This is a genomic window from Chimaeribacter arupi (assembly GCF_002858805.1).
In the GTDB taxonomy this organism is placed as follows: Bacteria; Pseudomonadota; Gammaproteobacteria; order Enterobacterales; family Enterobacteriaceae; genus Chimaeribacter; species Chimaeribacter arupi.
Window position 1 is genome coordinate 1 of sequence record NZ_PJZI01000073.1, and the last position, 3,182, is coordinate 3,182.

Here is a 3,182-nt window from a genome sequence, read left to right on the forward strand (position 1 = left end):
GCTTTGTGCACCATGGTGTAGGCGTAATCCACGCCCATGCCGTAGGCACCGGAATGCTCCCGGACGATGTCCATCACGGCGGTGTAGGTCTCTTTGTGCGCCCAGTCACGCTGCCACTCCAGCATCACCTGCTGCCAGGTCACCGGGATCACGCCCGCCTGGATCATGCGCTGCATGGCGAAATCATGCGCTTCTTTGGTGGTGCCGCCGGAGGCGTCCGCCACCATGTAAATCTCATAGCCGCCTTCCAGCATCGCGCACAGGGCGAAGCTGTTGTTGCACACTTCCGTCCACAGGCCGGAGACCACCACTTTTTTCTTGCCGGTCGCGGCCAGCGCATCACGCACTTTCTGGTCATCCCAGGAGTTCATGGAGGTGCGCTCCAGGATGTCGTGGGTCGGGAACACGTCCAGCAGTTCAGGGTAGGTATGGCCGGAGAAGCTCTCGGTTTCCACCGTGGTGATGATGGTCGGGATATTGAAGACTTTCGCCGCTTTTGCCAGCGCAACGGTGTTGTTTTTCAGCACCTGGCGGTCGATGGACTGCACCCCAAAGGCCATTTGCGGCTGCTGGTCGATGAAGATCATCTGGCAATTGTCCGGCGTCAGGACTTCAAGTTTCGTGTTGGTCATAGCGGTACCCATTGAGGTTGGTGTAACAAGGAAAAGGCAGCCGGCAAAAGGGCGCGGCCGCAGTCATAACTCTCAGGGTGCATGGTAGGGCGGGCGCAGCGGCGGCACTATTATCTTTAGGTATACCTATCCCTACGTATAACTAGACGCTGCGTCGCCCCGCTGACCATAATCCGGCCACATCCTGCCGGGGCGCCAACACGCCCGGCGGGGGCGGCTGAGTATGTTGATCACGCCGGATAGGGTGCCGCTGAGGCAACGCCTGTTCCGGCGTGTATTTACCCTGTTTTATCCGGACCCTTTCATCCACTACGTTCAGGAGATCGCCATGAGCACCATCACCACCCAAGACGGCACGCAGATCTATTACAAAGACTGGGGCACCGGCAAGCCGGTACTGTTCAGCCACGGCTGGCCGCTGGATGCGGACATGTGGGACAGCCAGATGAACTTCCTGGCGGAACGCGGCTACCGCGCCATCGCCTTTGACCGTCGCGGGTTTGGCCGTTCCGACCAGCCGTGGGAAGGGTATGACTACGACACCTTCGCCTCTGACATCAACGACCTGATCACCGGACTCGATCTCAACGAGGTGACGCTGGTGGGCTTCTCGATGGGCGGCGGGGACGTGACGCGCTATATCGGCCGTTACGGCAGCGACCGCGTGGCCGCGCTGGTGCTGCTGGGTGCGGTGACACCGATTTTCGGCAAGACGGATGACCATCCACAGGGCGTGGATCAGAGCGTGTTTGACGGCATCAAAGAGGGCCTGCGCAAAGACCGTGCGCAGTTTATCAGCGATTTCGCCACGCCGTTCTACGGCCTGAATGCCGGGCAGAACGTCTCTGAGGGCGTGCTGACCCAGACCCTGAACATCGCGCTGCTCGCCTCGCTGAAAGGCACCATCGACTGCGTGACCGCCTTCTCTGAGACGGATTTCCGCGACGACATCAAAAAAGTCAGCGTGCCGACGCTGGTGATCCACGGCAGCAATGACCAGATCGTGCCGTTCGAGGCGACCGGCAAACTCTCGGCAGACCTGATCCCCGGCGCGGAGCTGAAAGTCTACGACAACGCCCCGCACGGCTTTGCAGCCACCCATCAGGATCAGCTGAACGAAGACCTGCTGGCGTTCCTGCAATCCCGTTAACCCGGCCTGAAGGTGGTGCCGCCCGGTGCCACCTGCTTTTTCTGGTGTTCTGCAACCGGCCGGTGAAGGCCGGGGATGTTATTGCCCACAGGAGAAGGTCATGAATAAAACCCGGTTTGGCGTGCTCGCTTTGGCGCTCTCCCTGAGCGCGTGCCCGGCGGCCTGGGCCGCCCAGAGCCTGGCGGTGGGTGCCCAATATGACACCACCCATGTTTACGTGCAGCCAGGCAAAATGGATGATTTCGTCAACAGCCTGCTGCACACCTTTGGCGGCAAGGCCACCCAACGCATCACCGCCGACGTCACCCCCACCCCCAGCGAGACGCTCTCCCAACTGGTGCTGACACCGGTCGGCAGCTTCTCGGTGTTTGATTTCCAGACCCCAACACCTTACCCGTTCGGCGATGAGCGCAACGGTTTTCTGGTGCGGGATATGGATGCGGCCGTGGCGCAGGCGAAAGCGGCAGGGGCGGATGTGCTGGTCGAGCCGTTCCCGGACCCGATTGGCCGCGATGCGGTGATCCAGTGGCCGGGCGGCGTGAATATGCAGCTTTACTGGCACACCAAAGCGCCGGATTACGCGCCGCTGAGCAGCGTGCCGGAGAACCGCGTCTACCTGTCACGCTACCGGGTGGAGGATTTCATCCGCAGCTACCAGCAGTTTTCACAAGGCAAAGTTGACCGTGACCAGCAGGTCAGCGCCGCCCTGATCGGCGAAACCAGCGGCACCGTGCGTGAAGTGGACCTCTCCTCCACCTTCGGCAAGGTCAAGATTTTCGTGACCGATGGCCACCTGCCTTACCCGTTCGGCCATGAGCGCACCGGTTACGGTGTCACCAATCTCCAGCAAACCCTGGACAAGGCGCTGGCCAGCCATGCGAAAATCCTCTGGCGTTCTGCCGATACCACCGCGCCCGCCGCGATGGTCGAATTCCCCGGCGGTTATATTGCCGAGATTCATCAGGTGAAAGCATAAAGTGATGTCATACCCCGCCCGCGCAATAAGCTGCGTGGGCGGCGATGGTAAAGGTGATAAGGCTACCAGCGAAGTTCTGAGGTAGGGAAAAATGAAACTAATTCAACCCTATTTTCTATGTCATACCTGATTTGCATACTAACAGGGATAGGCAGCTCCTTAATTGTATAAAGATCAGCACGCCCAATAGCGCGTTTCATGACAACCTTAGGTGGAGTACTCCGAAGAGGCTCTCCAAACAAATGATGAACCTTAGCTATCGTCATCTCTTTTTCCAAACAAAAAGGTAACCTGTTAGGAAATAACCATTTTTTCATTTCAGGTCTCTGAATAATCAATGTTACATCCTGAAGAACTCGCCCGGCACGCCGGAATGATAGATAAACCCCCTCTTTCGCCATATCCAGACTAAGATCAGGATCAC

The 3,182-nt window shown here is 58.7% G+C and carries 4 protein-coding genes; 2 read left to right on the forward strand and 2 right to left on the reverse strand.

Annotation, left to right across the window (positions count from 1 at the left end):
• Positions 1 to 632 (reverse strand): hydrolase (locus CYR52_RS22060; RefSeq protein WP_101829443.1); only part of this gene is annotated, 632 nt, incomplete at its 3' end.
• Between the two features lie 328 nt (positions 633 to 960).
• Here CYR52_RS22060 and CYR52_RS22065 point away from each other — a divergent pair.
• Both CYR52_RS22065 and CYR52_RS22070 read left to right on the forward strand, forming a co-directional pair.
• On the forward strand, positions 961 to 1,782 hold the full coding sequence (locus CYR52_RS22065) for an alpha/beta fold hydrolase (RefSeq protein WP_101829445.1): 822 nt from the start codon (positions 961 to 963) through the stop codon (positions 1,780 to 1,782).
• Between the two features lie 100 nt (positions 1,783 to 1,882).
• Complete coding sequence (locus CYR52_RS22070; protein WP_101829444.1) at positions 1,883 to 2,758, forward strand: glyoxalase; 876 nt, start codon at positions 1,883 to 1,885, stop codon at positions 2,756 to 2,758.
• Between the two features lie 62 nt (positions 2,759 to 2,820).
• On the opposite strand, the gene CYR52_RS22820 is transcribed toward CYR52_RS22070, so the two are convergent.
• The coding region (locus tag CYR52_RS22820) for a DUF6392 family protein (RefSeq protein WP_206605025.1) at positions 2,821 to 3,182 on the reverse strand (362 nt) is incomplete at its 5' end.